This is a genomic window from bacterium (assembly GCA_029210545.1).
Classification (GTDB): domain Bacteria; phylum BMS3Abin14; class BMS3Abin14; order BMS3Abin14; family BMS3Abin14; genus JARGFV01.
In genome coordinates this window covers 1-25468 of sequence record JARGFV010000031.1, presented here as the reverse complement: position 1 = coordinate 25468, position 25468 = coordinate 1, and the positions used below count along the sequence as shown (strand labels likewise).

22 protein-coding genes and 1 other RNA gene are annotated in these 25468 nt (G+C 59.8%); 14 read left to right on the top strand and 9 right to left on the bottom strand.

Annotation, left to right across the window (positions count from 1 at the left end; translation table 11 throughout):
* Nucleotides 1–335: 335 nt before the first annotated feature.
* An RNA gene (rnpB, locus tag P1S46_05160) (RNase P RNA component class A) lies at nucleotides 336–780 on the top strand.
* Nucleotides 781–875: 95 nt separating this feature from the next.
* Complete coding sequence (locus P1S46_05155) at nucleotides 876–1580, top strand: response regulator (protein ID MDF1535877.1); 705 nt, start codon at nucleotides 876–878, stop codon at nucleotides 1578–1580.
* A 108-nt stretch (nucleotides 1581–1688) separates the two neighbouring features.
* On the opposite strand, the gene hemG is transcribed toward P1S46_05155, so the two are convergent.
* From hemG to P1S46_05130, 5 genes are all read right to left on the bottom strand, one after another.
* On the bottom strand, nucleotides 1689–3104 hold the full coding sequence (gene hemG / locus P1S46_05150; protein ID MDF1535876.1) for a protoporphyrinogen oxidase: 1416 nt from the start codon (nucleotides 3102–3104) through the stop codon (nucleotides 1689–1691).
* 2 nt (nucleotides 3105–3106) lie between these two features.
* Nucleotides 3107–3559: a MarR family transcriptional regulator gene (locus P1S46_05145; protein MDF1535875.1), complete on the bottom strand. Its 453-nt coding sequence runs from the start codon at nucleotides 3557–3559 to the stop codon at nucleotides 3107–3109.
* 215 nt (nucleotides 3560–3774) lie between these two features.
* The gene (hemH, locus tag P1S46_05140; protein ID MDF1535874.1) at nucleotides 3775–4752 is read right to left on the bottom strand and encodes a ferrochelatase; all 978 of its coding nucleotides are present in this window, start codon (nucleotides 4750–4752) and stop codon (nucleotides 3775–3777) included.
* Nucleotide 4753: 1 nt separating this feature from the next.
* The gene (gene hemE / locus P1S46_05135; GenBank protein MDF1535873.1) at nucleotides 4754–5776 is read right to left on the bottom strand and encodes a uroporphyrinogen decarboxylase; all 1023 of its coding nucleotides are present in this window, start codon (nucleotides 5774–5776) and stop codon (nucleotides 4754–4756) included.
* Nucleotides 5769–6890: a radical SAM protein gene (locus tag P1S46_05130; protein ID MDF1535872.1), complete on the bottom strand. Its 1122-nt coding sequence runs from the start codon at nucleotides 6888–6890 to the stop codon at nucleotides 5769–5771. Before P1S46_05130 ends, hemE begins: the two co-directional genes overlap by 8 nt.
* 384 nt (nucleotides 6891–7274) lie before the next feature.
* Between P1S46_05130 and P1S46_05125 the strand changes: the two genes are divergently transcribed.
* From P1S46_05125 to P1S46_05115, 3 genes are read left to right on the top strand one after another with little or no spacing between them, the layout of a single operon-like run.
* Nucleotides 7275–8048 (top strand): TIGR00730 family Rossman fold protein, encoded by a 774-nt coding sequence (locus P1S46_05125; protein ID MDF1535871.1) that lies wholly within the window; start codon nucleotides 7275–7277, stop codon nucleotides 8046–8048.
* 6 nt (nucleotides 8049–8054) lie between these two features.
* A complete protein-coding gene (locus tag P1S46_05120; protein ID MDF1535870.1) occupies nucleotides 8055–9338 on the top strand; it encodes a hemolysin family protein in 1284 nt (427 codons plus the stop codon).
* The gene (locus tag P1S46_05115; protein ID MDF1535869.1) at nucleotides 9328–9786 is read left to right on the top strand and encodes a hypothetical protein; all 459 of its coding nucleotides are present in this window, start codon (nucleotides 9328–9330) and stop codon (nucleotides 9784–9786) included. The genes P1S46_05120 and P1S46_05115 overlap by 11 nt, the downstream gene beginning before the upstream one ends.
* A gap of 358 nt (nucleotides 9787–10144) precedes the next feature.
* On the opposite strand, the gene P1S46_05110 is transcribed toward P1S46_05115, so the two are convergent.
* On the bottom strand, nucleotides 10145–10687 hold the full coding sequence (locus tag P1S46_05110; GenBank protein MDF1535868.1) for an epoxyqueuosine reductase QueH: 543 nt from the start codon (nucleotides 10685–10687) through the stop codon (nucleotides 10145–10147).
* Nucleotides 10688–10924: 237 nt separating this feature from the next.
* Between P1S46_05110 and P1S46_05105 the strand changes: the two genes are divergently transcribed.
* Entirely contained in the window at nucleotides 10925–11212 is a 288-nt protein-coding gene (locus P1S46_05105) for a PxxKW family cysteine-rich protein (protein MDF1535867.1), read from the top strand.
* Nucleotides 11213–11297: 85 nt separating this feature from the next.
* Here P1S46_05105 and P1S46_05100 read toward each other — a convergent pair whose 3' ends face one another.
* Both P1S46_05100 and P1S46_05095 read right to left on the bottom strand, forming a co-directional pair.
* Nucleotides 11298–12560 carry an OFA family MFS transporter gene (locus P1S46_05100; protein ID MDF1535866.1) on the bottom strand — a complete coding sequence of 421 codons (1263 nt, stop codon included), beginning with the start codon at nucleotides 12558–12560 and terminating at the stop codon, nucleotides 11298–11300.
* Nucleotides 12561–13146: 586 nt separating this feature from the next.
* The gene (locus P1S46_05095; protein ID MDF1535865.1) at nucleotides 13147–14052 is read right to left on the bottom strand and encodes a radical SAM protein; all 906 of its coding nucleotides are present in this window, start codon (nucleotides 14050–14052) and stop codon (nucleotides 13147–13149) included.
* Nucleotides 14053–14222: 170 nt separating this feature from the next.
* Here P1S46_05095 and P1S46_05090 point away from each other — a divergent pair, with 170 nt between their 5' ends.
* The 4 genes from P1S46_05090 (at nucleotide 14223) to P1S46_05075 (ending at nucleotide 18492) form a co-directional block, all read left to right on the top strand.
* The gene (locus P1S46_05090; protein ID MDF1535864.1) at nucleotides 14223–15275 is read left to right on the top strand and encodes a DUF933 domain-containing protein; all 1053 of its coding nucleotides are present in this window, start codon (nucleotides 14223–14225) and stop codon (nucleotides 15273–15275) included.
* Nucleotides 15276–15421: 146 nt separating this feature from the next.
* Nucleotides 15422–16327, top strand: a complete 906-nt coding sequence (hisG, locus tag P1S46_05085; GenBank protein MDF1535863.1) for an ATP phosphoribosyltransferase — start codon at nucleotides 15422–15424, stop codon at nucleotides 16325–16327.
* Nucleotides 16328–16444: 117 nt separating this feature from the next.
* Nucleotides 16445–16858 carry a hypothetical protein gene (locus P1S46_05080; GenBank protein ID MDF1535862.1) on the top strand — a complete coding sequence of 138 codons (414 nt, stop codon included), beginning with the start codon at nucleotides 16445–16447 and terminating at the stop codon, nucleotides 16856–16858.
* 449 nt (nucleotides 16859–17307) lie between these two features.
* Nucleotides 17308–18492: a glycosyl transferase gene (locus P1S46_05075; protein MDF1535861.1), complete on the top strand. Its 1185-nt coding sequence runs from the start codon at nucleotides 17308–17310 to the stop codon at nucleotides 18490–18492.
* 192 nt (nucleotides 18493–18684) lie between these two features.
* Here P1S46_05075 and P1S46_05070 read toward each other — a convergent pair whose 3' ends face one another.
* Complete coding sequence (locus tag P1S46_05070; protein MDF1535860.1) at nucleotides 18685–19458, bottom strand: Rho termination factor N-terminal domain-containing protein; 774 nt, start codon at nucleotides 19456–19458, stop codon at nucleotides 18685–18687.
* Nucleotides 19459–19528: 70 nt separating this feature from the next.
* Between P1S46_05070 and P1S46_05065 the strand changes: the two genes are divergently transcribed.
* The 4 genes from P1S46_05065 (at nucleotide 19529) to P1S46_05050 (ending at nucleotide 25121) form a co-directional block, all read left to right on the top strand.
* The gene (locus tag P1S46_05065; protein ID MDF1535859.1) at nucleotides 19529–20518 is read left to right on the top strand and encodes a TIGR01212 family radical SAM protein; all 990 of its coding nucleotides are present in this window, start codon (nucleotides 19529–19531) and stop codon (nucleotides 20516–20518) included.
* Between the two features lie 277 nt (nucleotides 20519–20795).
* Nucleotides 20796–22082 carry a sigma 54-interacting transcriptional regulator gene (locus P1S46_05060; protein MDF1535858.1) on the top strand — a complete coding sequence of 429 codons (1287 nt, stop codon included), beginning with the start codon at nucleotides 20796–20798 and terminating at the stop codon, nucleotides 22080–22082.
* 472 nt (nucleotides 22083–22554) lie between these two features.
* Nucleotides 22555–23019: an FHA domain-containing protein gene (locus tag P1S46_05055; protein ID MDF1535857.1), complete on the top strand. Its 465-nt coding sequence runs from the start codon at nucleotides 22555–22557 to the stop codon at nucleotides 23017–23019.
* Entirely contained in the window at nucleotides 23016–25121 is a 2106-nt protein-coding gene (locus tag P1S46_05050) for an FHA domain-containing protein (protein MDF1535856.1), read from the top strand. The genes P1S46_05055 and P1S46_05050 overlap by 4 nt, the downstream gene beginning before the upstream one ends.
* The last annotated feature ends 347 nt before the right edge of the window (nucleotides 25122–25468 follow it).

Sequence of the window (25468 nt, the reverse complement as noted above, 5' to 3'; positions counted from 1 at the left end):
CAAGCTCACCATCATCTGGGGATCGTAGGGTGGCTGCCCGCCGGCCGAACCGTCATAGGATGCGTAAATCCGTTCAAAACATATAATTCTGAGGGCTAACTTCTTCAGAATTATATGTTTTTTCATGACATCATAGTATCATGGGCCGACAAAATATATCTAGGAGTCTGTGCCCTGCCTGTCTAACCAGACAGGCAGGTTCTCCGACAGACTCCTAGTGTCTGGTGTCTGGGAAAACTGGATCGAAGGGCAGAGTCTGGGGCCTGGAAAGAGCAGAACCAGCAACCATTCCCTCCCCTTTGCCATCTGGCCGTTTTGCGTTAGAATACACCTGTGAAGTGGTCCGGGTGACCGCTTCCTTGATGAGTGACGGCCTGTCCCGAGCTTGTCGAGGGAGAGGAAAGTCCGAGCACCGCAGGGCAGGATGGTCGGTAACTCCGACCGGGGGTGACCCCAGGGACAGTGCCACAGAGAGCAGACCGCCCGTCTTCGTCGCACCTCTGGCGTGACTTCGACGCGGCAAGGGTGAAACGGTGAGGTAAGAGCTCACCAGTGCCGGTGGTGACGCCGGCAGCTTGGCAAACCCCATCCGGTGCAAGGCCAAATAGGGAAGCGTCTGAGGGCTGCCCGTCCAAAGCTTCCGGGTAGGCTGCTAGAGGCCGTCGGCAACGGCGGTCCCAGATGAATGGTCACCACTCTTTTCAAAGAGGTCGCGAGGGCTTGTCCCCCGCAGCTTCAGCGAAGGGGGAACAGAACTCGGCTTACAGGACCTCTTCACCTTTTTCGGGGTCAGGCCACGGCATCCTGTCCAGGTTCTCCCGGGGCTGGATGGCGGGGCCTGGCCCCTGCCATTATTCCGGAACCGGGAGGTCTGGATGGTTGATGATTTCAGGAGAACAAAGACGATCCTGGTTGTAGATCCAGCGCCTGAGGTAAGAGAGATGCTGGCGACCCTCCTGAAGGGTTACGGATACCATGTGAAGGAGGCCCGGGACGCAGCCGCCGGGGTGGTGTCGTTCAGGGAAGGGGATGTTGAGCTGGTCCTGATGGAGATGTCCGCTGACCAGAGTGCCGTTGAAGGGATTGGATCCCTTAGGTCCGCGCCGGGTGGCGAAGAGGTACCCGTTGTCGCCCTGGTTCAGGCTGGGGCGGTGGGAGGCGTTGCCGCAATGCTGGATGCGGGGTGCGATGATTTCCTTCTAAAGCCGGTGAGTCCCCGTCTCCTTTTTCAGCGGATACAGTCCCTGCTCGAGTCCAACCCGAGAGCCTATAACCGTGTCGAGTGCAATGTCGTAGCCGAAGCCACTACCGGAACCGAGCTGGTTGCCGGGATCCTCAGGGAGATCGGTGAGGGGGGCGCCGGGATGCTTGTCGGGGAGAAGCTCACACCCGGGGATATCGTCAAGGTGACCTTTCCCCTGCCGCGAAGCAAGGAAGATCTCGTCGTCGGCGCGGAGATCGTTTACGCCCGGGAGGTGGACGAGCAGTTTCTTCACGGACTGCGTTTTATCATTATCGATACGGCAACCAGGAAGGTTATCAGGAAATTCGTACAAGACACCCTGTTGGAAAGATCGTGAAAACAAGAAGAGGAGAAGCAACCATACAAACGGTAAAACAGGTTTCCCTCTTCTCCTCTCCTCTTCTTCTTCTCCTTTTCCCCTCATCCCCGAGTTTCCCTCTCCAGCTCAGTCCAGCCCTTCCAGGGCCTTCCGGGCCGCGACCTCTGACTCCCTCACGCAATCGTTGATGCCGACTCCACGGTAGGCGTTGCCGGCCAGAAAAAGTCCGTGGGGCAGCCGCCCTTCAACCTCGGCGACCCTGTCGAGGTGTCCCACCGTATAAAGCGGGATCGCTTTGCGCCACCGAATGACCGATGTGAAGGACGGGACGGCCTCCACTCCCATGGTGACCCGGAGCTCCTCCCTCACCAGGGGGATCAGCTCTTCGTCGGGAAGGAAAGGTGTCTCGTGGTCCTTGGCTCCTCCTACCATGGTGCGGATCAGGAACTTGCCCGCTGGAGAGCGGTGTCCTGGAAAAATGCTCGAAGTCCACAGGGCGCCCAGGATGCGGCGCTTTTCGACCCCTGGTATGAGGTAGCCGAAACCCTGAGGCGGGCTCTTGAGATCTGTCAGGTCGAAACCGACGCCGACGACAGCCATGGGCGAGTAGGGGATCCTGGAAAGGATGGCACCGCTGTCGGGTGCGATGTCGGAAAGGATGGCAGCGGTGACGTCGGAAGGGGTGGCCATGATGACAGCGTCCGCCTCGTATTCACCCCCAGTGGTCACGATCCTGTACAGCCCTCCCTCCCGGCGGAGAAAGTTGACCCCGTCGCCGATGTGCATACCTTCACCCAACTCGAGAGCCAGGCGGTCCGTGAGTTCGCTGACGCCGCTCTTGAATGACGTCAGCACCCCTCCCGGGCCGGAGGGACCGGAGGCGGCACCGGTGTCCTCACCGCGTTTTTTGGCTTTCTTTTTTTCCGACGCGATCTTGAGCATGGCCCTTGTCAGGCCGCCGTATTGCTCCTCGAGCTCTGCGATCCGCGGAAAGGAAGCCCTCAGGCTCATCCTTTCGGGATCTCCGGCGAAGATCCCGGAAACCATGGGATCGAGAAGCCTGTCCAACGCTTCCGGACCGAGGCGACGACGTGCGAACTCGGCGAGGGAGGTGTCCTTGCCCTTGGGAGTGGTCCGGGCCCAGAGCTCTCCGATCACCCTGAGGCGCCCCCTTACGGAGAGGGGACCTCCGAGGAAAAAAGAGACCGGCGAGGGCTTGAGCTCGTGGAGTTTCCCCCTCGAATAGATGAACCTTCTGGCAGCCGCCTGGTCGCTCGGGAGGAGCCGGTCCTCCATCCCCAGCTCGCGCACGAGGTCAAGGGTCCACGGTTTGCTGTCAAGAAAACCGTTGGGGCCACCTTCGATGGTAAACCCCTGATCCTTAACGGTTTCGAATTTGCCGCCGGGCCGCTCTTTCTTTTCGAACAGGTCTACCTGTACAGGGCGGCCTTGCTGCCTTGCGATCCTCCTGACGAACCAGGCAGCGGAAAGTCCTGATATGCCGCCGCCGATGACAGCGATCCTCCTGGTCTGAAGTGACATCGTTATTTCCCCCTCTCCTCTTCCTGAATAGCTCTTTCGAGGATGCGGACGAGCGTGTGAATGGCACCAGCCAGGTTGCTCTGCTCGGCCGGGCCGAGATGCTTGAAAAGGTCCTGGTACCGCCTGACGATATCCTCCTTGACCCGGTCGAGGAGATCCTCTCCCTCCCGGGAAGTGTTCAGCACGATGCGCCGCCGATCTTCATCCGCAGGGGTTCTCACAACAAGGTCCATGGAGAACAGGCGATCAACCATCTGGCTTGCGGAACTGGTGGCGACCCCCAGCTCCTGGCTCAGGGTGTTGAGGGTACAGGGACCTGTGTCGGACAGCGTCAGGAGGGCCTTGTACTGGTTGTAGGTGAGGTCCATGGTCTCATCCACCGCCCCCCGCAGATGCCCCATGGCCCGCATAAGCCTGGGGTAGAGCTGGGCGATGGTATGGATAGGGTCGGACACGGCCAACACTCCTTGTTAAGTTTCCTAACTATTAGGAAGCCTAAATATTAGGGCGGCTAGGATGACATGTCAAGCTCTTTGAATGCAAAATTCAAGATTGATGGACTCGCAAAAAGTCCCGGATTGGACTTTTTGCGACTCTATCAAGATCAAAGTGGAATAAAGGAGTTACGAATGTGGAAGAAGAATTGGCGGCCTTTTCCAGACCCCAGACCCTAGTTACCCTCCCGCAGGGAATTCAAAACCAGGTCCGCGAGGGCTGCGATAAAATCCGGTCTCGAGTTTAAAGCCGGTGCCCTGACATAAATATCGAAACCGAGCTCTTTTGCCATTGCCCTGTGCTGTATGTCCAGTTCGTAAAGGGTTTCGATGTGATCCGACACGAACGATACGGGCACAATGACGAGGGGAGGAGTTCTGCCGGCGGCCAGTTCGGCCAACTTTTCGGGCAGGGAAGGTTCGAGCCATTTGACGGGCCCGAGGCGGCTCTGGAAAGCAAGTTCGTGGGGTCTGCCGCCAAGCCGCCCAACGACACCGTTTACGGTGGCGAGAATCTCGGCAAGGTAGGGGTCTCCCCTGTCCACGAGCTTCCGCGGAACTCCGTGGGCGGAAAACAGCACGACCACGTCGTCCTTTCTCTCCTCAGGAACCTGTTCGATAGCCTCCTCGATGGTGGAGGCGAGGGCATCGAGGTAACCCGGGTGGGTGGGCCAGGAGTCGATGATCTGGACAGACGACTCGAAGGGGGTGCCCGGAAGGAGCATGGAGAGTTCCTCAACGCAGGTCCCCGTGGTGGCCGTGCAGTACTGGGGGTAAAGGGAAAGGGCCACCAGACGCCTGGCTCCCGAGGCGGCGGCAGCCTCCACGGCCTCCTGGATAAAAGGGTTCCAGTAGCTGAATGCGGGAAGAACAGGACCAAAACCGGCCGGCAAAAGGGCAGCAAGGGCCGCCGCCTGATTCCGGGTCAGCTCCCCAATGGGGCTTTTCCCGCCGATGACCCTATAGCGGGGTATGACCTTACTGGCTCTGCGGGCGGAAAGAAAGGAGGCGAGGGGGCGGCGCAGCAGTTCAGGCAGGGTGATGATCGCCGGATCGCTGAAAAGGTTTCGTAAAAATGGCTGTACCGCTTCGAGGGAGTCGGGGCCTCCCATGTTGAGCAGAAGGACCGCCCCTCCCCTATCCACTGGATCCATCTCAGCGTCTGTATTCGTGGACCGCTTCGACCAGCGTGATGGCGTTTTCCACGGGGGTGGGCGGAAGGATCCCGTGACCAAGATTGAACAGGTGGCCGGGTTCGGGCCCGGCAGCGTCCATGATGGCGTGGGCTCTTCTCCGGATCTCCTCCGGAGGGGCGAACAGAACGGTGGGATCCAGATTCCCCTGCACCCCCTTCGTCTTTCCGAAAGTGGCCCTGGAACGGGCGATGTCCTGACGCCAGTCGATGCCGATCACGTCGGCGTCCACGCTGTCCATGTGGTGGGCCAGATAGGCGCCGTTGTTGAGGTAATAGATGACCGGAACCCCGTCCCGCTTGAGGTTGGCGATGACCTTCTGGACCGGCTTGAGAGAGAACCTGACGTATTCGGGATCCGCAAGGATACCGCCCCAGGTGTCGAAGATCTGAACAGCCTGGGCGCCGGCGTCAACCTGGGCGTTGAGATAGTTGATCACAACGTCGGCAAGAAGGTCCATGAGGTAGTCAGCCAACTCCGGCCTGGAGTAGATCAGGCCCTTGATGTTGTGGAAACTCTTGGTGGTCCCGCCCTCGACGGCATAGGTGGCCAGTGTGAACGGGGAGCCGGAAAAGCCGATAAGGGGTACCCGTCCTTCCAGCTCCCGCCTGATCATCCGGATGGCATCCATGACGAACCCCACGTCCTCTTCCGATTCGATCGTTCGCAGGTTCCTGATGGCGGCCTCGTCCTGGACAGCGGACAGGACCGGTCCGCGCTTGTCTTCGAAGGTGACGTCGATACCCATGGGCTCTAAAGGGATCAGGATGTCGGAAAAGAGGATGGCCGCGTCCACGTTGAGAAGGTCGATGGGCAGCAGGGTGACTTTGGTGGCCAGCTCAGGGGTTTTGCAGAGGGTGAGAAAGTCGACCTCTCCCCGGACCGCCTGGTACTGGGGCATGTACCGTCCGGCCTGGCGCATGATCCAGATCGGCGTGTGGGACGTCGGGCGGCGAAAGCAGGCGTCGATATAAGTGTTATTCATCAGTTTTTAACTCCTTTTCCCTTTCACGGAGGACCTTTTTCGGGATGTGGTCGCAAAACGGTTCTTCCTCCATGTAGTCGCCGGTAATGGCCAGGGCACGTGCGCGGCAGCCGCCGCAGACTCCGAGGTATTCACAGGAGCCGCATCGGCCCTTGTAATCCTTGAAGCTTCTCATGTCATTGAAGAGCCGGCTGTTTTCCCAGATCTCCTTGAAGTGCTGCTTCTTGACGTTGCCCGCGGACCGGGGGAAGTAGCTGCAGGGCTGGACCTCGCCGCGGCTGCCGATAAAGGCGATGGACTGGGCGGCGATACACCCCTTTGAGCCCCCCGTCCCGAACTTCAGGTTCCTTCTTTCAAAATCGATCCCCTTGGCCTTGGCCTCCTGCTGAACGATGCGGTAATAATGGGGCGCACAGGTGGGACGGACGAGCATCTCATGTTCCTCCAGCTCCATCGCGAAATGCCACTTGAGGATCTCGTCATAATCCTCCCTGGAGATGAGTTCGGCCAGGAGGTCCTCACCCCTGCCCATGGGAACGATCATGAACATGTACCAGGCTGTGGAGCCGATCTTTTTGGCCAGCTTGTAGGTGTTGGGGATGTCTTTCTGGTTGCGCCTGGTGAAGGAGGAGTTGACCAGGAACTCGATGCCGTGTTTGCGGAAGTATCCGGCCGCTCTCAGGGTGGAGTCGAAGGCTCCTGGCTGCTGGCGGAAATCGTCGTGGATTCCGGCCGTGGAGCCGTCCAGGCTCAGGGAAACGATGCGTATCCCCGACGCCTTTATTCTCTCGCAGATCGGGTCGTCCACCAGGACGCCGTTGGTAGCCAGGGCCATGCGGAGACCCTTGCTCGTGCCGTAGGCTGCGATCTCGAAGACGTCCTTGCGCAGCAGCGGCTCGCCTCCGGACAGGACAACCACCGGGGTGGCAAAGGACGTCAGTTCGTCGATGAACCTCCTGGCCTCTTCAAGGGAAAAATCCCCCTCGTCCGAGCCCATGTCCGAAGATGAGCGGCAGTGAATGCAGTTGAGGTTGCACCTGCCCGTGATCTCCCAGGCGAGCCATTTGGGCTCGTACGCCCTGGGACCGGGTCTCTTTGCCTGTATCTGAGTCAAATCGATCCTCCTGCCCGGGACCCGTTTCTCCCCGACGTCCTTACGGTCAGCCGCATGGCTCTCGATCTTAAGGGGTCCCCGAAAGCACGACAAATTATCATAACGATCCAGAAAACAAAAGGGGGCTTGCTTCACCCGAAATCCAGCGACGGGATACCGCCGGGCGGGGTTGTGGGGCGGATGGGCGGCATCGGGTCGCTTTCAGAGTCCACCGGCGCCCGTCAACGGCAAAAACGGCATCGGAAGCGCCCCGACCGGGGACTGGGCAAAACCAATCGCGGATTTCGGGCTACCGGGCTCATTGATGAAAGGACCCTTATCTGCTAAACAGGGTGGGTGAGGCAGGCGAGCAGGTTCGTGCCTGCATGAAAGAAAGGAGAATGTGTGAGCAACGAGACCAGCCTTATCATCAAGGCCCTCCTCGAGGAGGTCCTTTCCAAGGAGATCCACCCGGTCCTGCAGAGGCTCCACCGGGCCCAGCTGGACAACCGCCGGGTTTTCAGGATGATGGCCGAGATGGTGACGGGAATGGAGGTCATGTCCAAATTGCCCGACGCCGTCAGCATCTTCGGCTCGGCACGTTCCAAGCACCGGGACCCGGCTTACAAGGCCGCCCGGCAAATCGGCAAGAGGTTCGCCGAAGAGGGCTACGCGGTGATCACCGGAGGCGGGCCAGGCGTCATGGAGGCCGCCAACAGGGGTGCCTTGGAAGGGGGAGGGACCTCGGTGGGACTCAACATCTCCCTGCCCCACGAGCAGCTCGCCAACAAATACGCCAACGTGGAGCTCAACTTCCGCTACTTTTTTATACGCAAGGTCATGTTCGTAAAATACGCGAGGGCTCTCGTGGTCCTCCCCGGCGGTTTCGGCACCATGGACGAGCTGTTCGAGTCCCTGACTCTCAAGCAGACCGGGAAGATGCAGAAGTTCCCCATCATCCTGTTCGACAAGGCCTACTGGGCCTCCCTTTACGGGTGGCTTCGGGATCAGATGGTGTCTGCCGGCTACCTGGACGAGGAAGACCTGAACCTCTTCTCCATGACCGACGACCCCGAAGATGTGGTGGAGCGAGTGCACATCTACTGTCAGACCCAGAAGTCCCACGAAGAACCATATGTCTCCTATGTCGAATCCGAGGAGTTCACGGAGGGTCTCTAAGCGATCTTGCCCACGGCATCCGTGCCCACATGGGAGTGGGTCACCATACTTGTGTGCCTGCTGCTGTCCGGCTTTTTTTCCGGGTCCGAAACAGCCTTTGTAAGCCTGTCAAAGGCCAAATTCCAGGCTCTCATGAAGGCCCGGAACCGGAAGCCCGATCCCCTCAACATCTGGGTGAAGCACCCCAGCGCCCTTCTCACCTCAATCCTCATCGGCAACAACCTGGTCAATATCGGAGCTTCGGCGCTGGCCACCGACATCGCTTCAAGGCTCTTTGCCAATCGCGGCCTTGCCGTGTCGGTGGGGGTCATGACCCTGGCCATCCTGGTTTTCGGGGAGATCACCCCAAAGGTCATGGCCCGGCGCTACGCCGAGCGGTTTGTCCTCCTGACCGCCTGGTCCCTCGCGATCTTCTATCTCCTCACCTGGCCGGCCACCCTGGTCTTCACAGGGATAACCAACCTCCTCATCAGGGCCACGGGGGGCGATCCCGACCGGGACTTTGATACCGTCCAGGCCGATGAGATCCAGTTGATCGTGTCCCTGAGCGCCAGCGAGGGGGGGATCGCGAAATACCCCGCCCAGCTCATTGACCGGGTCCTGGCGTTCCATGACAGGACCGTGAAGGATGCCATGGTGCCCCGTACCCAGATCGTCGCCCTGGAGCTCGACGACGGGGTGGAAAAGGTCCTGGAAGTGGCAAACGAGAGCGGGCACAGCCGTTTCCCTGTGTGCCGGGAGAGCCTGGACGAGATCGTCGGGGTATTCTACGTCAAGGACCTGCTCTCGGAACCCCGGACGAACTGGGGCGATTACCGGTTGGCCGAGCACATGCATCCGCCCTATTTCGTGCCGGAGAGCGCCTACCTGGGCCGCACCATCAGGGAGTTCCAGAAAAGGAAGATCCATCTCGCCCTGGTGGTGGATGAGTTCGGCGGAACAGAGGGGATGATCACGCTTGAGGATATCCTGGAGGAACTGGTGGGAGAGATCCATGACGAGTTCGACCGGGAGATCGTCATGATGCGGCGCCTTCCTTCGGGGGCGCTGGAGGTGTCGGGACGGACACCCATCGACGATCTCATGAGGGCTTTTCCTTCATGGTCAGGGGAGACCCCTTCCAAGACTGTTGGAGGGCTCATCATGGCGATAACAGGGAGGGTGCCCGCACCAGGGGAGACCGTGTATACAGGGGGGCTCAAGCTCGTCGTCCTGGGGTCCGACGAGCGCCAGATCAAGAGGGTGAGCGTGGAAAGCACGGCCGGCGAAGAGGGGGGCCATGAAAGGTAACCGGCCCGGAGGAGTGCCCAGGGAGGTGGTGAGCCGATTGCTGGAAGCGGACGCCAATACCCGGGAAGAAGCCGTACAGGTCGTCTGCCGTGGTTTTTGCGAATATTTCAAGGGTGATGGGGGGGAGCCCGAATGCGGCGGTTTTAACGCTGTGAAAAATGGTATTGACTCCGGGTGCGTTGACCCGTCCCACCTGGAGCAGTTGGTTGACCGGAAGCCCCATCGGGCACGGAAATCCAGGTTCCTCGTGGAAAACCTTTGTGCCGGTTGCGGTTACCTCGCAGAGGGGTGCGATTACCTCTCCGAACTTCCAACCCCTGGCGCCACCCCCTGCGGCGGCTACCGTTTCCTGCAGGCGCTGCTGGAATGCGAGGCCCTGACCGAAGAGCAGATAAGAGATATGGTTGAGAATACGGAACGCAGAATAAACCCTTCAAACAAGCAGTAGTCCTCCAAGCAGCCCAATAGTCGGAAAATTCCGCCCCAATTCCGCCCAGGATCCACACCAGATAAGGCTCTCAGGTCGATTTACCATCGACTGCAGGTTCATGAATAACCGTGAGTGCCGAGTGTCAAGCAGTTATCACACTTTTCCACAGGTGGGGAAATGCTGTGGAAACAAACAGTCTTCTCTTCGTTCCTCCGGGCAGGCACCGTGTTGAAGCAGGTTCCGGAAGCTGATGGTAATCGGAGCTGGTGTCAATCCCCGGCTGGTGCAAGTTAACCAGGCGCGAGTTTTGCAAAAATGCGGGCGGGGAAATTGGCGGTAAGCCGAGAAATTCGAACGCCGTGAGGGGATGGGAGCTTCACAAAACTTCGCGTTTTCGGCTGAATTCGCATCCGCAGTAATCCTGTCTGTAGATGCCCATCTCCCGGCTGAGCTGGACGCTCCGCTTGAAACCGTCCATCTTTTTCAGGTCTGTGGGCAGGTACTCGACGCCGTATTCCAGGGCAGCCTCTGTGCCGAGCCGGTTGACCATGGCCGCGTTCTTGTGGGGGCTGACGGTGAGGACGGCGGCGAAAGCGTCATATGCTCCGTCCCTTGCCTCCCGGGCCGTCCGTCGCAAACGGTCCCGGATGCAGATCTCGCAACGGCGGCCTTTTTCCGGCTCCCCTTCCAGCCCCTGAACCATGACCATCCACTCCCCGGGGTTGTACTCTCCGGTAAGAAAAGGAAAGCCGGTAGCTTCTGACAGCCTGTTCATCGCGGCAAGACGCCGGTCGTATTCCTGGGGCGGATGGATGTTGGGGTTGTAGAAAAAGCCACGGGCGTCCCACCCGGAGGTGAGGCGTTCAATACCGATGGTAGCGTCGGGGGCGCAGCAAATATGAAGAAGGAGCTTCTTCATATTTGCGAAGGAGGAAGGAAGAACAGGGGAGGTGGAAGCAAGGCAACACCTGTGATCTTGTGATGGCCTGCGTTGTTTAACAAGCTTGAAAAGTTTTCTTCCACCTTCCACCTTCCATGTTCCCAATTCTGTATTAGATAAAAATGGCTTGCCATTTGTCTCCAAAGATACTATAGAATTCCCCTTTTGTGTCAAAGCGCCTCGTTGCGCAGTCATTCGTATCAGGAGGAATTGAAAATGATCTGTACTGTCTTGAAGGAAGAAATCGATTGCGTGTTCATGACCCGGCAGGGCTGCACCTACAACGGCGGTCATTGCGATCCGGTCGTGCAGGCCTGTGAGGGTTGTAATCACATCAAGGAGATCGACGAGGATTACTATTGCACCACCAGTGCCAACCCGTCGGCCAAATGGAACATGGGTGTCTGCAACTATGCCACGCACGTGGTGAAGGAGGCGCCGGTTGTGGCTCAGGCCAAGATCAACCCCCTCAAGGCATCAAAAAGGGCGGCGGCCGGCCGGTAATAAGGTTGCCGTTTTACGGGATAGAAAAAGGGCGGCTCTTTCGAGCCGCCCTTTTTTTTGAGCTTCAGGATCGACAGATCCTTGTCTAACTGCCTACTTCCTGGACGGGGCGCTTGACAACGAAGCAGAGCACCGCGCCGATAATGGACATCATGGCGAGGATAAAATAGACCTTGTTGTAGCCACCGGCGACGTTGCCCGCTGCCTTGGCAGCCTTCATGATGCCGGCAAAGTAGCCGGGAACCACGAACCCGCAGATGCCCCATGCGGTAAACAGGATGCCGTAGTTGGCGCCCACGTTCTTGGCGCCGAAGTAGTCGGCCGTAAAGGAGGGCATCAGGGCCAGGTATCCGCCGTAGGAGAAACCGACGACACACAGGCCGATAAGGACCTGCCAGAAGTTCTGGGCGTTCCTGAGGAGGAACAGGCAGGCGATGACGTAGGTGCCGTACATAAGGGCGGTCGTCATGTTTCGGCCGATCTTGTCGGAGGTGGTCCCCCAGGCAAGGCGGCCCACGCCGTTAAACAGGGACATGATGCCGAGGGCGGCACCACCCGACATGACCGCGGCGCCCTTGGAGAGCTCCACGATGATCGGTTTGGCCTGCCCGATGGCGGTGATACCCACCGAGGTGCCGAGGAAGTACATGATCCACAGAACGTAGAACTGCCACGTCTTGATCATCTCACCAGGAGAGTAGTCCTCTTTGGTGGGAGCGCCGGCAGTTGCGGGCGGTGACCAGCCGGGCGGGCGATAGCCGACGGGGGGGACCTTGTAAACCTGGGCGGCGCCGATGACGCAGATGTAGAAGGTGATCGCCATGATGATGAAGGTTCTCGGAATCGTCTGGGCGAAAGCGTCCGGGTTGGATCCGATGAGTTTTTCAATGAGAGGCGCGAAGATGAGGGAGCCGGCGCCGAAACCCATGACCGCGAGGCCGACGATCATTCCGCGTTTGTCCGGGAACCACTTAACACAGGTGGCGATGGGCGTAACGTAGGCGAAGCCCACACCGAGGCCGCCGAGGACACCGTAGGCGAAGATCATTCCGCCGGGGGTGTTGCCGATGAAGGACGCCAGCAGACAGCCGGTGCCGAGGAGAATACCCCCGACGCTACCGACGAGTCTCGGGCCCTTCTTGTCCTGCCAGAACCCGGCGAAGATCATGGCCACGGTGAACATGAGAACCGACCACCGGTAAGGTGCGATGCTCTGGGTCTTGTCCCAGCCGTGCAGGGCCTCCAGCGGGCCCCTGAACACGGACCAGGAGTACAGCACGCCGAGACAAAGCTGCATGATAAGCGCAGCCCCGACGAACCGCCATCTGTTACCGAGATTTTGTTCCATTGATTCCTCCATAACTCAGTGGGAGGGATCCCTACCCCTCCAGGGTTAATCACATCACGTTGCCCGAAGCGTCTCGTTATCCTGCCGCTCCGGTCTTGTGTCCGGCTCCGGTCTTGTGCCCGGATTCCGTGCGGGGGTGCGGGGCCTGCTCTTTACGTGGGACCCGCCCCGATGCCTGATGGGCCATAATGACACCTGGCCCTGCACCGGCTGCGTTAAGCCGGTGTTGTGATCGGCGCTCGGCTCCACCTCCTTTCACAAGGGATTGTGTCTCTCGCTTTAGTCCGGCTCCAATGCTGTCCAGGCCGGTGACATTTCAAGAATTAAAACAGTGTTTATAGAAAAGCCAGGCCCGTAAATACCGCTATTTATCTTTATAACGGCCTGTTTTTAAAGGATTCTGGTGGGAGGGGCTTTCAGCCCCCTTACCCTTTGTTGTGAATGGTAAAACGATGTTTCGTTCATGTCAAGAAAAATGTCAAAACAGTGTTAAACAACCGGATGCCGGCCGATCCGGCTTCCAGGCCCCAGGTTCCGGAAAAGCCCGGGAGAATAAAAATCGGCGTTTGATGGCTTGTTCGGACGCTCAATCAAGCCTCCTCAACCCCCATTTAAGTGCCAGCTCGAGGACATTCAGATAGTCGCTCCGGGAAAGGGAGTCACCGATACCGGGCTGACCCGCGGATTCGAAACAGGGCCGGTACTGGCCCATGACGTTGAGATAAGTGTTGACGGAGATCTCCTCGGCCAGGAACCGGAACGCCTCGCCGGATCCCGCCAGGTCGTGGGGCAGGACAAGATGGCGGACCAGGAGGCCCCGCAGCGCAACGCCCCTTTCATCTGTGACGAGGTCTCCCACCTGGCGATGCATCTCCCTGATGGCCTGCCTGGCGACATCAGGGTAGTCGGCGGCGCCGGCCAGTTTCAGGGCGGTTTTACTGTCGGTGAACTTCAGGTCAGGCATGTAGATGTCGAAGATACCATCCAGAAGGCGGAGGGTCTCGGCAGAGTCATAGCTTCCGGTATTGTAGACAAGGGGGACTGTCAGCCCGGCTCCGGCAGCCAGCATGACCGCCTCGACGATGGAGTGGACCTGGTGGGAGGGGCTGACGAAGTTGATGTTATGGCAACCCGCATGCTGAAGGGACAGCATTGCCTCGGCCAGAGCCTTGACGGTGATCATCCGTCCGCCGCCCAGGTGGCTGATGTCGTAGTTCTGGCAGAAGATACAGCCCAGGTTGCATCCCGCAAGGAAGATGGCCCCCGAACCGCCGGCCCCGGTCAGGGGAGCCTCCTCGCCGTGGTGAGGGTGCACCGAGCTTACGAAGGGGCCGAACCCGGTGCGGCAGTAGCCTTCTTCACCTTCCCCCCGCAGGGACCCGCATCGTCTTGGGCACAACCCGCACGGGGAGGCGATCTCCCTGAGGGTCCGGATCCTGCGCTGGAACACACCGGCCTCTATCTGCAGGTAGCCTGGCACGAACCGTTCCACAATCCTCCTCCGGGCTTGTGAGGGTCTTGGAAAGGTGGTAACAATCAGTAATCAGTAATCAGTAATCAGTAAACGGAACTATAATTAACAACGCACTCTTTTAAAAGGCAAGTGTTCGGGATTCGGTATATTCCGGCTACCGGATACTGGATACTGAAATCAAAATTATCATGAAAATTGGATTAGCAGGATACTCGGGCTCCGGGGTTACCACCCTTCTAGCCCTCCTTTCCGAAGATCCGGAACTTGCCGGAAAGCACGGAGGGCCGGAGATCCGTTCCATTATCGTGGACGATCCCAGACTGGATCAGCTGGTTGACCTTTTCCGGCCGAAGAAGATCACCCCGCTTCATGTGGATGTCGTCGAGATGGGAGATCTGCGGCCCCAGGAGGGAGGCGGCCTGCGGAAGGAAACCCTGGCCCGGACGGCCGGCCTGGATGCCCTGGTACTGGTTCTGCGCGGTTTCGACGCCCCCTTGTCAGAGGTGTGCCGCAAGGCTGACGAACTTTCAACGGAGCTTGAATCGCTCCTTCAGGAATTCGCCATTGCCGACCTCATGCCCATCGAGAACCGCCTTGAGCGTCTCGAAAAGGAGGGCAAGCACTCTTCGAGGGAGGCCCAGCTGCTGGGCAGGCTCAAGGACGGCCTTGAGGAAGGACAGCCCATCAGGCGGCTTAGTCTTGACAAGGAAGAGCTGAAGACCCTTTCCGGATACAACTTTCTCACTCTCGTTCCCCTCCTCGTGATCGCCAATCAGGGAGCCGAAGGTGCGGGAGCCCTCAGGTTCCCGGATCTTGCCGACCGCTGTCTCCGTGAAGGCATGGACTACCTTGAGATTCCTGCCCTTGCGGAATTCGAGACCCTGGAGATACCCGAAAGTGAGAGAGCGCCTTTTCTGGCCGACCTCGGCATCGAGGTATCTGCCAGGGAACGGTTCATGGCCACCCTTTTCGAGCAGCTGCACATCGTCACCTTTTTTACGGTGGGGGAAAAAGAGGTCCATGCCTGGACGATCCCCGAGGGCACACCCGCGGCCAAAGCGGCGGGAAAGATCCACACCGACCTGGAGCGGGGGTTCATCAGGGCCGAAGTCATGGCCTACGATGAATGCATCGCCCTGGGAGGACTGACGAAGGCGAAGGAGGTCGGCAAGCTCCGCATCGAGGGAAAGGATTACATCGTGAAAGACGGAGAGATCTTCCACGTGAGGTTTAATATATAGGAGTTAACTGTTCACAGTGTACAGTTAACGGTTGTTGCTCCTTGCAGGAGCTTTGAAACTGAAAACCGTTTGCAGTTATCGGTTTTTGAGCAGTGAACTGTAAACCGTGGACTGTGAACCGTAAACTTTCCCGAAAGGAACCCATCTTGACTGAATACAAAAGACCTCTTAACGGGAACGGGGACACCCTTAAGCTTGGTATCCCCAAAGGCAGCCTTGAAGAGGCGACCATAGACCTTTTCAGGAGAGCCGGGTGGCGCATCAACCGCGGATCGAGGAGCTACTTCCCAACCGTGGACGACCCCGAACTGACCTGCTCCCTCGTCCGGGCCCAGGAGATGTCCCGCTTCGTGGAGGAAGGGATTCTGGACGCCGGTATCACGGGCAGGGACTGGATCCTGGAGAACGACTCCGACGTGGCCTGGGTGGAAGAACTCGCCTATTCCAAGGTCAGCAGCCGGCCGGCCCGGTGGGTGGTCATCGTTCCCAGGGACAGCTCCTACAAGACCATCGAGGATCTGGCCGGCAGGCGGATCTCCACGGAACTGGTCCAGTTCACCCGCCGGTATTTCGCCGAACGCAACATCGACGTCAAGGTGGACTACTCCTGGGGGACAACGGAAGCCAAGGTCGTGGAGGGGATCGCCGACGCCGCGGTGGAAGTGACCGAGACCGGCAGCACGATCCGCGCCCACGGGCTGGAGATCATCCACGAGATGATGCAGTCCAAACCGTACCTCATAGCCAACAAGCAGGCGTACAAGGATCCGTTCAGGCGAAAGAAGATCGACACCATCGCCATGCTGCTCAAGGGGGCCGAAAAAGCCATCGGCATGGTGGGTCTCAAGCTCAATATCCACCGGGACGACCTGGACAAGATCGTGAGCCTCCTTCCCAGCCTGAACGCCCCCACCGTGGCCGGGCTCCACCAGAGCGACTGGTACTCGGTGGAGTCCGTGGTCTCGGAGGAAACGGTACGGCGCCTCGTCCCCCTTCTCCTGGAAGGCGGCGCGGAGGGGATCATCGAATATCCGTTGAACAAGATAATATAAGGGCCGTGACTGGTGACTCGTGAATGGTGGTTGGGGAAGACCCGAATCACGAACGCAAGCCTCACTCTTGAAAGGAAGGGAGGCTTGTTGTATTCTTGCCTTGTGAAAAAAATCGTTTTGACATGGCGGAAGGCCCCGGCCCTGCTTATTGCCGTCCTTTTCCTTTTGACGGTCTGGCCTCACCAGCTCCAGGCCCGCAGCTCCTTCTGGATCAGCAGCCGTGACACCAATGCGTGCATCGTTTCGGCTGTTGTCCAGTACGACGAGAAGCTGGAGGCGCAGGTCAGGGAGGAAAACGGGATCACCAATGTGATCCTTCAGATGGACATCAACACCAAGGAACCCCAGGAACTGTGCAGCATGCTCATGATGGACCAGGGGGAAAACAGGTGGCGCCCCCTCCTGTGCGTTACGAACATCAGGGGGAATATCTACAAAGGGTACCTCATCCTTCCCGAGGAGTTCACCCTGGCCAACCCGATCCAGATCCGCCTCGGCGATCGGACCGTGGAAGCGAAATTCTTGAAGTGAGAGCTAAGCGCTAGCAGCGTGTCGGAAAACCTCTTGACACGCTGCTATAGGTTTTTCGGAAAGCCCTTTTTTGGGTCTTTTCTTGAAAACAAGAGCATTAAACCGGTAAATAACTCCGGTGAATTACCAAATGTGCCATATATTTGTTTTTTTCGGTCTAAATGCTACTTCCGAAAAACTATATCTAGCCCGCATTATTCATGATGGTGATGAGATGTCAGCTAACTGTGTGGCAATTAAAGATAAATGGGAATGGCACGATAAACATCATGAATTATGCGGGGTTGCCCGGACATAGTCACGAGAGGAGTTTTTCGTTCCGGCAAGGCGACTGTGGAGTGAGCGCGGAGGCATACTTTAGTATTCCGCACAAGCGAACGACACAGCAACGCAGCCGGAACGGAAAAGAACCTCGTGAATAGTCCAGGCTCCTAGTACCACTCTTTATTATGTCCGATTTCTTCCAGAACTTTCCCGTAACCACCATCCACCGGCTTCCCGCCCCCGGGGTCCATGGGCTGCCGGAAAGCATGGCCAGGTACGCGGACCAGCGCCCGCCCGCCCTCCTTCTGCCCGCCCTGGCCTCGGAAATGGACGGTCCCGCCTGGCCCGTCATCCTTGAGCAGCTCCACGATGTCCCCTGGGTCCGGGAAGTTGTCCTCGCACTGGGTGCTCCGTCACGGAAGGATTTCGACAGGGCCAGGGCCGCGCTTGCCGAACTGCCCATGCAAACGACGGTGGTATGGCCGGGCAGCGAGGGGCTGAAGAAGGTTTTCGATGACGCAAAAGGGGGCATCGATATCGGTCCCCCGGGCAAGGGGAGAGATGTCTGGATCGCCATGGGCTACCTCCTGGCCAGGGGTGGGCTGTATGCTGTGGGGCTTCACGACGCCGACATCGTCACCTATACGAAGGAACTCCCCATGAGGCTCCTGATGCCTCTCGTTCACCCAGGCCTGGAATACTCCTTCTGCAAGGGGTACTACCCCAGGATCTCAGGCGACCGCCTGGCGGGACGTGTGACGCGGCTCCTTGTGATGCCTCTGGTGTGGCTCCTCAGGGAGTGGTCCCCGTCCAGCGCCCTGGAGACCATCGGGGCCATGAGGTATCCCCTCGCCGGGGAGTTTGGCCTTACACTTGACCTTGCGAACCGGATCCCCATCCCCAGGGACTGGGGTCTTGAGATCGGGATCCTGTCGGCGGTGTCCCGGGCCGTCGAGCCAGGGAGGATCTGCCAGGCAGAGCTTTGCGACAATTACGAACACAAGCACCAGGAGCTGCACCCGGGCGACACGTCCAAAGGCCTGAACCGGATGGCCCTGGAGGTCACATCCGCCCTTCTCCGGGAGGTCAACGATCCTGAGTTGCTTAAAGGGCTGGTGGACCGATACCGGGAAAGGGCGCTGGCGATGGTCCCCGGCTACCGGGCCGACGCCCTGGCAAACGGCCTGGCCTACGACAGGGAGAAGGAGCTTGCCGCCATCGACACTTTCGCGGCGGCCGTACAGCTTGCCCTTTCCTGCATGGGCGAAGAGCAGGAGCTGGGACCTTTGCCGGCGTGGGAGGAGACGGAAAAGTTTGTTCCCGGACTCAAGGGAAGGATCGTGGATGCTGTTGTCCGGGACAACTCGTGACGCGGGGAAACGGGAAGGGTGAGAAACGGGGAAGAACCGTTCATTTCCATCTTTGTCATCGCGAGCTATTATCCGGGCGAAGCGATCCCGGTTCCTGTAAAAAGGTTGATTTATTCACCACCTTTGAACGGACGGTTCGAAAAAAAGCCGCCCATCGGGCGGCCTGATTTGAGATCTGAGATTTGAGATCGCTCAGACGCGATTAAGCAGGCGTCTGAGTTCCTTCTTCCTGTTCCGGAGCTCCTTCATCTTCACGTAATCCTGTTCGGCGATGGCAGCCAGGATCTGGGAGCGCAGTGCCCTCTTTTCCAGCTTCAGGGCGGGGACGTCATGCTTTCCCCGGAGGCGGGCCTGGGTCTTGGAGAGAACGACCTCCTTGACCTTTGGCTCGGGCTCAGGTGCGGGAGCGGGTGCAGGGGCTGCTTTCGCCTTCGCTTCCTCAGCCTTGGCGGACACGTCAACCTTCGGTTCAGGTTCGGGTTCAGGTGCGGTCTCAACCTTTGGCTCGGGCTCAGGTGCGGGAGCGGGTGCAGGGGCTGCTTTCGCCTTCGCCTCATCGGCTTCCACCTTCGCCACCTCGGCTTCGGTGGAAAGGTCGGCGGACACGTCAGCGGAGGGGGAAGCGGCTTTGACAACGGGTTCTTCTATCGGAGCCTTTTCTACCGGAGCCTCTTCGGCCGGGGCAGCTTCGACTTCGGGCTCAGGCTCGGGCTCGGATGCGGCCTCGACTTCAGGGGCTGCTTCCTCTTCGACAGGGGCCTCGGCCTTTACGGGAGCCTCGGTCTCCACAGGCTCAGGGGCGGGCTGTTCGACCGGAGCTTCGGCGGCAGTGGATGCGTCCGATGCTCCCGCAATAGCGGCGACAAGGTCGGCCTTCTTCATGGAGGAAAGGCCCGTGATACCCAGCTCCCTGGCCATCTCCTTGAGTTCGGCGACCGTTTTGTGTTCAAGTTCCTTGACTTCCATGGTGAACTCCTTTCAAAACATGATTTCTTATATAATATCAGAGGTGTAATGCGGGTTTGGAGGAACGTAAATGACTATCAGAACCGGAAAAAAGAGTCAACGCCCCTTTCTGTACCGGTCCCTGTCCTCCTACCTGACGGAGGTCTTCGGGGCACCGCTCCGGAAAGTGCCGGTGGACCCGGGTTTCGGATGTCCCAACCGGGACGGGACCCTGGCCATGGACGGGTGCGCCTTTTGCCGCCTTGACAGCTTCGTCCCTTCCCACGCCAGATCGGGAACGGATCCTGTAGAACAGATCGCACGGGCGCGCAAGGGGCAGGAGGGGTCGCCCTTTATCGTCTACCTGCAGGCCGGCACCGGCACCTACACCGAGCCGGACGTATTCAACCAGCTTGTGGACCGTCTTTGCGGCCTGCCGGACGTGGTCGGGTTTTTCGTGGGAACCAGGCCGGACTGTATCGACGAACCGATCCTGGAAGCCCTGTCGCCCTGGCTTTACAGAAAGCTGATCTGGCTGGAGCTGGGGCTGCAGTCCGCCCACGACGAGACCCTTTCCCTCCTCGGGCGGGGCCACGATGTCGAAAGCTTTACACGGGCGAGGGAGCTTGCCGGGAAGTCCGGGATCCCGGTGCTGGCCCACGTCATCCTGGGGCTGCCCGGTGAGGACAGGGAGAAGATGCTCCAAACGGCTGATTACCTGGCTGGCCTCGCGGTAGAAGGGGTGAAGATCCACCATCTCCAGGTGGTCAGGGGCACCCGCATGGAAAAGATGCTGGCAGATGGCGACGCCAAGCCCCTGGAGTGGAAGTCGTACCCCGAGCTGGCGGCAGCCTTCCTGGAAAGGCTGCCGCCGGAAACCGTCATCCATCGTCTGGTAGCCGATGCCCCCCGGGAGATGCTCATCGCCCCCCGGTGGCCGGACCGCGCCAGGGTGATCCAGGCCATCAGGGATCACATGGAAAGGGAAGGAAGGTGGCAGGGACGTGTTTATCTGAAAGTACGTCAGAAGGGGGCTAAGGGGAGAGGGGGAGAAGAACCTTTAGACACGGAGATGGGGTGACGCGGGGACACGGGGAAGAAAGGCAGTACGAAGTGCGAGGTGCGGAGGGCGGGGAATAAACACGGTATCGGTGTAGCGGAGTGTCGGGGTGCCGGTGTAGAATCATAAGCCTTGGCTTGAGATGCTCTGTAGCCTAGAATCAGTAGTCAGTAGCCATCCGAATTCGCTCTTCGAGCTTCAGCCTTCGCATAAAGCTTCGGCTGACACGACGACGGACGAGGGAACGAAAAGTCGGTAAACAGTAAACCGTGAACTGTAAACTGTGAACTCTTAACCTATGACCCTTACCCGAAAAATCTCCAGCAGCAAGACGCCGACACGGGGCGAGGCCCTCCTGGTCGTGGTGGAAGGCCCGGGCAAGGGAACCTCCCTCAGGATCACCGGGACGGTTGCCATCGGGAGCCGGAAGGGCAGCGAGCTTTGCCTGGATGACCCCACGGTGTCCCGGGAGCATGCCGAGGTGGCCATCACCGCCGAGGGCTATCTCCTCCAGGATCTGGGCAGCACCAACGGTACCTTTCTCAACGGGGTCCGTGTGGACCGGGCCTATCTCAGGGATGGGGCGATCCTCACCATGGGAAAGACCCGTCTCCGGTTCCAGCTGGCCCCGGCCGGATCGGTCCTCGCACCCGGCGCTCAACAGGGGTTCGGTGAGATGGTGTCGGTCAGCGAAAGCATGCAGAGGGCTTTCACGCTCCTGGAGGGCCTTGCGGCCAGTGACGTCACGGTCCTCGTGGAGGGCGAGACCGGAACGGGGAAGGAACTGGCGGCCAGGGCCGTTCACGACAGGAGCCCCCGGGCCAGGGGCCCCTTCGTCATCTTCGATTGCTCCACCGTTCCCGCAGAGCTCATGGAGAGCGAACTGTTCGGGTACGTCAAGGGCGCCTTCACCGGGGCGGACAGCTCAAGGTCAGGCGCTGTCAAGGACGCGGAAGGGGGCACCCTTTTCCTGGATGAGATCGGTGAGCTTCCGCTGAACCTCCAGCCAAAGTTCCTTCGCCTTCTGGACCGCCGGGAGTACAAGCGCCTGGGAACCTCACAGCATGAGACGGTGGACCTGCGTTTCGTTGCGGCCACCAACCGCGACCTGGAGTCGCAGGTTCGTAAGGGAACTTTCCGGCAGGATCTTTTCTACCGGGTGTCAGCGGCCCGCGCCGTCCTGCCGCCCCTCCGTGAGCGGCCCGAGGACATCTCCGTCCTGGCCCGGACCTTCCTGGAGAGGGTCGGGGAAAGCCAGGGGCGGGGGATCACTTTAACAAAGGCGGGCCTGAAAAAGCTCCAGCTCCACGGCTGGCCCGGGAACGTGAGGGAGCTCAAGAACGTCCTGGAGACCGCCGCGGCCCTGGCCAGGGGCGACACCCTCGATGCGGGCGATTTGAACCTTCATGGAGGCAGCGCGGCGTCCGATAGCCTTGGCAGCCCGGGGAGCCTGGCCGACGCGGAGGCCCAGGCTGTCCGGGAGGCCCTCGACCGGGCCGGCGGCAACAAGCGCCAGGCCGCCCGCCTCCTGGGCATCGCCCCGTCCACCCTTTACGCGAAGATGAAGAAGATGGGATTAGACTGATTTCAGATTTCAGATTTCAGATTTCAGATCTCGGATCTCAGATTTCAAATAGAGATCAAAAGCGTTAACGCTGATGGTCGCAGCTTCAGCGTTCTGGCGCCGGGACGCCATGACTCACGCCCGCTCCCTTCGGTCGCTCAAGACGCAAAGACGCAAAAGTTTGAAAGCGCGCGGACACCGGGGTTTTCAACGAAAAGCCGCGGGGAGGGTCAAAAGCTCATTCAACTTGCGACCTTATCAAATTTGTTAGACCCCAGCCACCAGGCACCTCGCTCCTGTCCAATTCTCATCCCCCCGTTCGATTCCCGAACACATTCTTTAAAAACAGCCTTTCAGCATCCGGCGGTCTAACTGGCTGTTTTTAAAGCTGTTTAACCCCCTCCTCCCTCCTCCCTCCTCCCTTTGATTCGCTGGCCCCTCTTTTGCTCTTTATCCGGCATGGACAACGAATCAACAATTCAGGAGGTGCGGGATGAATATCTGTCCGGAGTGTGAAGTGGAGATGGAAGAAGATCGCAAGTTGTGTGTGGACTGTTCGGGTGAGGCCCCCCTCGAGAAAACCTCAGTGGAGGATCTTCCCGGGCAAAACGCGGATTCCCCCTCGGCCTGTCTCGAACTGGAGGACGGGTACCGGTTCGACATCACCGGCGACGAAATCCTTCTGGGCCGCAGGGACCCCCTGGACGATCTGGACCCCGAGGTCGATCTGAGCATCCACGGCGGGTTCGAAAGGGGCGTGTCCCGGCGCCACGCAGTCATCCGGCGTGAGGACGATGCCTACGTCCTGGAGGATCTGGGCAGCACTAACGGTACTGTGCTGAACCGGGAAAAGGTCCCCGCCGGCGAGCCCATGATCCTGACCGAAGGGGACGTAATCCACTTCGGCCACCTCAGGGTTGTTTTCCACGGTGGCACCGTAAATGGGGGTGTGTCATGAGAGCTGTGGGCAGCCGGACAGCGAGGATGGGCCTGGTGGGCTGCTGCGCGGCCCTGGCCGCCGCGGCTCCCCTGGGTATGGTCCTGGCCACGGTCGAAAGCGCCTGGGCCGCCAGCATCTGGTTCGGCCTGCTTGTGGGCGGGACCCTTTCGGGATTCATCAGGGTTTTCGAACAGCTGTGGTACGGGCGTGCCGGCCGCATGGTGACGGCGGTCCTGGCGCCGGCTTCCTTTGGAGCTGTTGGCGGTGCCGTTGGCGCCGCCCTGGGCCAGGCCCTCTATGGAGCCCTCGGAACCAGCCTGGTGCGGACGGCCTCTTCCGGCATATCCGTTCCCCTCTCGGCGGGTTCCGCCCTCGGGTGGGGTATCACGGGCCTTGCCGTGGGCCTTGCCGTCACTCTCACCCGTCCCGAAAGCCGCGGCCGTTGGATGGCCGCTGCCCTCGGCGGAGCGGTGGGCGGTTCGGTGGGTGGCGCCCTCATGCAGGTGTTCCGTCCCCTCCTGGGCCCGGCCAGCATGACGCTGGGCCTGGTAGCCCTGGGGGGCGCCATCGCATTCGGGATCGCCTGGGCCCAGGGGCTGGCGGCGAGGGTTCGTCTCCAGGTCCTCGAGGGAGCCGGGCGGGGCTCGGAATTTATCCTCGACTCCGACACGCTCATCGGCAGCGACCCCCACTGTCCCGTGCGGATCACCGGTGCCGGAGTGGCGTCGAAACACGCCCGCATAACAGCCCGTGAAGGAAACCCTCTCATCGAGGACCTGGGTTCACCCAAGGGTGTCATGGTCAACGACCGGAAGGTGGCCGGAGGCGGGAAGTCCCTGAAGCACGGTGACCTTGTCCGTATCGGCAGCAGCCTCCTGCGGGTCAATGTTCTTGGAGCTTATCAGGGAGCAACGGGCAGGTCGGGAGCGGCAGCAACCCTGCTGGCGGGCCTTTGTCTGATCCTCCCCGCAAGCTCCTATGCCGACACCGGTGAAGGGGACAACTGGCGCATCACCCAGGTGGACGCGAGCCGGTATCCCCTGGTGGACCTCTACGCCACACTGCCTGGTGACGCCAATCCAAACGGGATTACAGATTTGGCCGTTACGGAAGGAGACGTTTCCTTATCCATCGTCGAGGTCCGGGACCTTTCCACGGGTGTGCGGGACCAGCCTCTCACCGTTTCCCTCGTGGTGGATACCAGCGAGAGCATGCGGGGCGCCAAGCTCGACGAGGCCAGGCGGGCCCTTTCCCGGTTCGCCCGGACGATCCCGTCTTCCGCCATGGTCCACCTGGTAATTTTCAACGACACGGTGACCGTCGCCGGCAGGGACCTTGCCCCTTCCGACCTGGCTGACCGCTCCCTGTTACTCACCGCCGGGGGCCACACGGCCCTGTTCGACGGGATATCAAGGGGTGTGGCCCTTGCGGAGGGGACCCCCGGCCGCAGGGTCGTCGTGACCCTCACCGACGGAATGGCGAACCGGGGATCAGTTTCCATGGAAGAAGCGCTGGAGGCGGCCCAGCGGGCCGGTGTCAGTCTCCTGTTCGTGGGCCTGGGTCCCGACGCCAGGAAGAACCGTCTGAGCTCCATGGCCCGGCGGACCGGCGGCCTGGCCGTCTACACGGCCGAGGCCTCGGCGCTCTCGAGCCTGTTCGAAGGTTTTGCAACGGAGATCTCAAGGGAGGTCCTTTTCCGCTACCGCGCGGCTTCAGGCGAAAGCCAGGTCGTTCCCGTGGTCCTGCGCGTGAGCACCCGGAGTTCGGACATTGCTCTCGAGAGCCGCTATTTTTCCCCGCGGGCCACCTTCATGGGCACCAACGGCAGAGGTTCTGTGGCACTGATCCTTGCCGGCATGCTGGGAGCCGCCGGACTCGTGGCAGCGTCGCGGCTCACCGGGTTCGTGGTCTCACGCGGCCCCGTTCTCCTCGTGGAAGGCTCGTCCAACGCGACCCGTATGCTCACCCGGGTGCTCACCCGCCACGGCATGACCGTGCCCATGTCCATCGGGGGCGAGACGCTCCTCGTCAATAACCAGCCGGTCACAGGCTCTGCCACGCTCAAGCCGGGCCAGACCCTGACATGGGGCGAGACCACGATCATGTACAGGGGGAAATAAATACAGGTTCCAGGGTCTGGGGTCCCGCCTTCGTCACGCCATAAGCGTGACTACGGCGTGGCAAGCTGGGGTCTGGAAAAGGCCCGGGATCCTGGCCCCTGGGCACCGGATCCTGGACACTCGACACGGTCAGACGGGGCCCCAGAATCTCGATTGATTTTATTTTCGAGATTCTGGGGATAAAAAAACCTTGTTGGTATGGTAAGTTACGTTAACCGACGGAACTTTCCACAGATAACCAACAAGGTGATGAAATGATAACGAAAACGCTGCTTCCTTTCAAGCTTGAAACGACCCACGATACGATTACTCCTCATGCCGGTTTGGCCCTTTTTGGCGAGTTTGCA

Excerpts from the sequence above, each read along its gene's own strand:
- P1S46_05155 (MDF1535877.1), top strand. The coding sequence starts at position 876 with ATGGTTGATGATTTCAGGAGAACAAAGACGATCCTGGTTGTAGATCCA.
- hemG (MDF1535876.1), bottom strand. The coding sequence starts at position 3,104 with ATGTCACTTCAGACCAGGAGGATCGCTGTCATCGGCGGCGGCATATCA.
- hemH (MDF1535874.1), bottom strand. The coding sequence starts at position 4,752 with ATGGATCCAGTGGATAGGGGAGGGGCGGTCCTTCTGCTCAACATGGGA.
- hemE (MDF1535873.1), bottom strand. The coding sequence starts at position 5,776 with ATGAATAACACTTATATCGACGCCTGCTTTCGCCGCCCGACGTCCCAC.
- P1S46_05115 (MDF1535869.1), top strand. The coding sequence starts at position 9,328 with ATGAAAGGTAACCGGCCCGGAGGAGTGCCCAGGGAGGTGGTGAGCCGA.
- P1S46_05110 (MDF1535868.1), bottom strand. The coding sequence starts at position 10,687 with ATGAAGAAGCTCCTTCTTCATATTTGCTGCGCCCCCGACGCTACCATC.
- P1S46_05105 (MDF1535867.1), top strand. The coding sequence starts at position 10,925 with ATGATCTGTACTGTCTTGAAGGAAGAAATCGATTGCGTGTTCATGACC.
- P1S46_05100 (MDF1535866.1), bottom strand. The coding sequence starts at position 12,560 with ATGGAACAAAATCTCGGTAACAGATGGCGGTTCGTCGGGGCTGCGCTT.
- P1S46_05090 (MDF1535864.1), top strand. The coding sequence starts at position 14,223 with ATGAAAATTGGATTAGCAGGATACTCGGGCTCCGGGGTTACCACCCTT.
- P1S46_05075 (MDF1535861.1), top strand. The coding sequence starts at position 17,308 with ATGTCCGATTTCTTCCAGAACTTTCCCGTAACCACCATCCACCGGCTT.
- P1S46_05070 (MDF1535860.1), bottom strand. The coding sequence starts at position 19,458 with ATGGAAGTCAAGGAACTTGAACACAAAACGGTCGCCGAACTCAAGGAG.
- P1S46_05065 (MDF1535859.1), top strand. The coding sequence starts at position 19,529 with ATGACTATCAGAACCGGAAAAAAGAGTCAACGCCCCTTTCTGTACCGG.
- P1S46_05060 (MDF1535858.1), top strand. The coding sequence starts at position 20,796 with ATGACCCTTACCCGAAAAATCTCCAGCAGCAAGACGCCGACACGGGGC.
- P1S46_05055 (MDF1535857.1), top strand. The coding sequence starts at position 22,555 with ATGAATATCTGTCCGGAGTGTGAAGTGGAGATGGAAGAAGATCGCAAG.
- P1S46_05050 (MDF1535856.1), top strand. The coding sequence starts at position 23,016 with ATGAGAGCTGTGGGCAGCCGGACAGCGAGGATGGGCCTGGTGGGCTGC.